Below are 3,908 nucleotides of genomic sequence, written 5' to 3' on the forward strand. Positions count from 1 at the left end.
GACCGCGGCGGCGCCCCGGCCGGGACCGGGTGCCGGATTCCCCGCCGATGTCCGGGAGATGAGGGACATCGACAGGAACGCCCGCTTCGGTACCGGCTTCGCCCCGGACGCCCCCCGGCCCGCCCCCGCCTCCACAGCATCCACACATCCGGAGGGATCTTTCGGGGAACCGTACGACGCTCCCGCACATCCCCAACCCTGCAGGCCGGTACCGCTGCAACAGGCACCACTCCCGGCCGGAGAGGCACGGTGGAGCGTGATCAACCGCCCCGTTAGACTTTGAACGGGGGCTACGCAGCCGGTTGACCCGGCCACCGACGGTGATGCCGCAGGCGGTCCCGACGCGTACAGCACAAGCGATCCGACGGAGTGACACTTTCCATGTCCGAAGCCCGAACCGACACGACCGAGGCGCGCCCGCAGGGGACGTCCGCCCAGGCCGCCGAGGCCACAGGCTCCGGCAGGCACCGCGGCCCCGCGGCGACGGAGGAGTCCGACGCCACCGCGCAGGGCCGTCACCGCCGTGTCATGCAGCCCCAGGGCGCGTGACCTGCCCGGCACACCGGCATCCGAGGCCGCCGCTCCCCGCGAAGGGGGCGGCGGCCTCGGTCCTTTCCGCCCGGCCGGCCCCGCTCAGCCGCGCTTGAGGCCCAGTACCTCCGGTGCCGCGAAGGTCTCGCCCGGCGGGCGGCCGGCGAAGTACGGGGTGAGTGCCGCGTCGAGTTCGGCGTGGTCGAAGAAGTCGCCGCGGGCGTCGAACTGTGCGGCGACCGCGGGGCGTTCCACGACCGCGACCATGCCGCCGTGCACCACCAGCAGCCGTCCGTTGACGCCGGCGGCGGCCGGTGAGGCGAGATAGCCGACGAGCGGGGCGACGTGCTCGGGGGCCAGCGGGTCGGGCCGCCCCTCCTCGGGGACGGCGAAGCCCGCGAAGACGTCCTCGGTCATCCGGGTGCGGGCGCGCGGGCAGATGACGTTGGCGGTGACGCCGTACCTGGCCAGGGCCTGGGCCGTCGAGGTGGTGAGTCCGACGATGCCGCCCTTGGCCGCGGCGTAGTTGGGCTGGCCCGCCGAGCCGGCGAGGAACGCCTCGGAGGAGGTGTTGACGATCCGGCCGTGGACCGGGGCCCCCGACGCCTTGGCGCGGTCGCGCCAGTGGGCGGCGGCGAAGCGCGTGGTGTTGAAGTGGCCCTTGAGATGGACGCGGATGACCGCGTCCCATTCGTCCTCGGTCATCGAGAAGACCATCCGGTCACGCAGGATGCCCGCGTTGTTGACGAGGACATCGAGCCGTCCGTAGGTGCCGACGGCCAGCTCGACCAGCTCACGGGCCTGTTCGTGGTCGGCGACGTCGCCCAGGTGGGCGGTGGCCCGGCCGCCCGCCGCGGTGATCTCCGCGGCGACCTCCTCGGCGGGGGCGGCGGACGCCTCCCCGCTGCCGTCGCGGCCGGGCTGTCCGAAGTCGTTGACGACGACCGCGGCGCCGAGCCGGGCGAGTTCGAGCGCCTCGGCGCGGCCGAGTCCGCGTCCGGCGCCGGTGACGATCGCGGTCAGGCCCTCCAGGGGCAGTGCCATGGCAGTCCTCTCGGGTCGCTGTCGTGTCCCCGGTACCCGCCCGCCGCGCCGCGCACCACGGGCGGGCACCGGGGGCGGCTCAGACCTCGACGCAGGTGCGCAGGGCGGTGCCGGTGCGCATCTGGTCGAGGGCGTCGTTGATCTCGTCGAGCCGGACGCGGTGGGTGATGAGCCCTTCGAGGTCGATCCGCCCGGCCCGCCACAGGGCGATGGTCCGCCCGTAGGAGCGCAGCACGTCACCGCCTCCGTAGAGGGAGGGCAGGATGCGCTTCTCGTCGAAGAACAGCTCGAACATGTTGAGCTGGAGCAGGTCGTCCGCCGCGCCCGCGCCGACCACGCACAGGGTGCCGCCGCGGCGGGTGGCCCCGTAGGCGGTGCGGGCGGTGGCGGACCTGCCGACCACCTCGAAGACGTGGTCGAAGCCCTCCCCCGCGGTGGCCCTGGCCTTGGCGTCGTCGAGGCCCTCCGGGGCGACGGCCTCGGTGGCGCCGAAGCGCAGGGCGGCCTCGCGGCGGCCCTCGACCGGGTCGACGGCGGTGATGTGGGCGGCGCCGCAGGCCCGCGCCCCCTGGACGACGGCGATGCCGACGCCGCCGCAGCCGATCACCGCGACGGACGAACCGGCCTCGACCCGCGCCGTGTTGACGACGGCACCGATCCCGGTGGTGACGCCGCAGCCGATCAGCGCGGCGATGTCGAAGGGGACGTCGTCGGGGACGGGGACCGCGCAGTTGGCGGGGACCACGACCTCCTCGGCGAAGGTGCCGGTGCCGGCGAAGCCGAAGACCTCGCCGCCGGGCCGCCGGAAGTTGGGGGTCCCGGCGTTCAGGAACCCGGACAGGCACAGATGCGTCTGGCCGCGGCGGCAGGACGGGCAGGTGCCGCAGGCGGGCAGCCAGCACATCAGCACCCGGTCGCCGGGCCGCAGCGCGGTGACGCCGTCGCCGACGTCCATGATCTCCCCCGCGCCCTCGTGCCCGGGGACGAAGGGCGCGGGCTGGGGCAGCACCCCGCTCATCGCGGACAGGTCGGAGTGGCACAGCCCGGTCGCCCGGATGCGCATCCTGACCTTGCCCGGTCCCATGCCGACCGCCTCGACGTCGTCGACGACGTCGAGCCTCGGCTCTCCTGTCGTGTGCTGTACGGCTGCGCGCACGGTGCGGCTCCTTTCGGGCGGACGGGGTGCGGGCGGCGGCCGGTCAGCCGTGTTCGACGACGGTGTCGGCGAGGACCGGGGCGTCGTCCCGGTCGGCGGCGGTGACCGACAGCTGGAGGCGGCCGGGGGCGGGGGCGTCCCGCCAGATCCGGACGCGCAGGGTCTCGCCCGGGTGGACGACCCCGGCGAAGCGGGTGGTGTACGAGCGGACGCGGGAGACGTCGCCGTCCAGGGCGGTGTCGACGGCGGCCTTGAGGGCGACGCCGTAGGTGCACAGGCCGTGCAGGATCGGCCGGTCGAAGCCGGCGAGCCGGGCGAACTCCGGGTCGGCGTGCAACGGGTTCCAGTCGCCGCAGAGGCGGTAGAGAAGCGCCTGGTCCTCGCGGGTGCGCCGCTCGACGGTGACGTCGGGGGCGCGGCCGGGCAGGTCGAGGCGGGTGGAGGGGCCGCGGTCGCCGCCGAAGCCGCCCTCCCCGCGGACGTAGATCAGGCTGTCGGAGGTCCACAGCGGCCCCTCGTCGTCGGCGGCCTCGGAGCGCAGCACGATGACGGCGGCCTTCCCCTTGTCGAAGACGGCGGGGACGGTGGACGTCGAGGTGGCGCGCCCGCCGACGGGGAGGGGGCGGTGGACGGTGACGGTCTGGCCGCCGTGCAGGACGGCGGCGAGGTCGACGTCGATGCCGGGCGCGGTGAGGCCGCCGGCCAGCGCCATGCCGCCGCCCGCCACGGTGGCGAAGCCGGGCAGGACGTGCAGTCGGCTCTCCAGGGTGTAGCGCAGTTCGCGGGGATCGGTGGCGGCGTGGGGGTTCTCCGGGGTGGCGGCGCCCGCGCCGATGCCGAGGTGGTAGAGCTGGACGTCCTTGTGGTCCCAGGTGAGTTCCGTGGTCCGTGGTTCGGCCGAGGTGGCCTTGGCGGCGTCGATGGGCATCGGGCTGCGGGCTCCTTCGGTGCGGTGGAAGACCCCGGCCCGGTCGTCCGCACCGTCGGCCCGGCCGGGGTCGCAGGAGTCGGCGGACGCGTACCGGTCCGACAGTTCTAGAACGCGTTCTAGCCGATGGGGGTCATGTATAGCCGATCCGGTCCGGGGTCGGAAGGGGGCGCACGGAGGGAAACTGACACACTGTCACCCAATGGGTACGGGGCCTGCCGCGGGCGGGGTTCCGTGCCACGCCGCCGG

4 protein-coding genes are annotated in these 3,908 nt (G+C 74.6%); 1 reads left to right on the plus strand and 3 read right to left on the minus strand.

The window, feature by feature from the left end; genetic code table 11:
- Nucleotides 1-381 precede the first annotated feature (381 nt).
- Nucleotides 382-549 carry a hypothetical protein gene (locus tag AC51EU_RS28095; protein WP_496269899.1) on the plus strand — a complete coding sequence of 56 codons (168 nt, stop codon included), beginning with the start codon at nt 382-384 and terminating at the stop codon, nt 547-549.
- An 84-nt stretch (nt 550-633) separates the two neighbouring features.
- On the opposite strand, the gene AC51EU_RS28100 is transcribed toward AC51EU_RS28095, so the two are convergent.
- The 3 genes from AC51EU_RS28100 to chsH3 all read right to left on the minus strand — a co-directional run bounded on the left by AC51EU_RS28100 (nt 634) and on the right by chsH3 (nt 3,659).
- Nucleotides 634-1,575, minus strand: a complete 942-nt coding sequence (locus AC51EU_RS28100; RefSeq protein ID WP_496269900.1) for a 3-oxoacyl-ACP reductase — start codon at nt 1,573-1,575, stop codon at nt 634-636.
- A gap of 79 nt (nt 1,576-1,654) precedes the next feature.
- Nucleotides 1,655-2,731: a Zn-dependent alcohol dehydrogenase gene (locus AC51EU_RS28105; RefSeq protein ID WP_496269901.1), complete on the minus strand. Its 1,077-nt coding sequence runs from the start codon at nt 2,729-2,731 to the stop codon at nt 1,655-1,657.
- Between the two features lie 43 nt (nt 2,732-2,774).
- Complete coding sequence (gene chsH3 / locus AC51EU_RS28110; RefSeq protein WP_496269902.1) at nt 2,775-3,659, minus strand: enoyl-CoA hydratase ChsH3; 885 nt, start codon at nt 3,657-3,659, stop codon at nt 2,775-2,777.
- Between the last annotated feature and the right edge of the window lie 249 nt (nt 3,660-3,908).

The sequence above is a fragment of the Candidatus Streptomyces philanthi genome, from assembly GCF_059553635.1.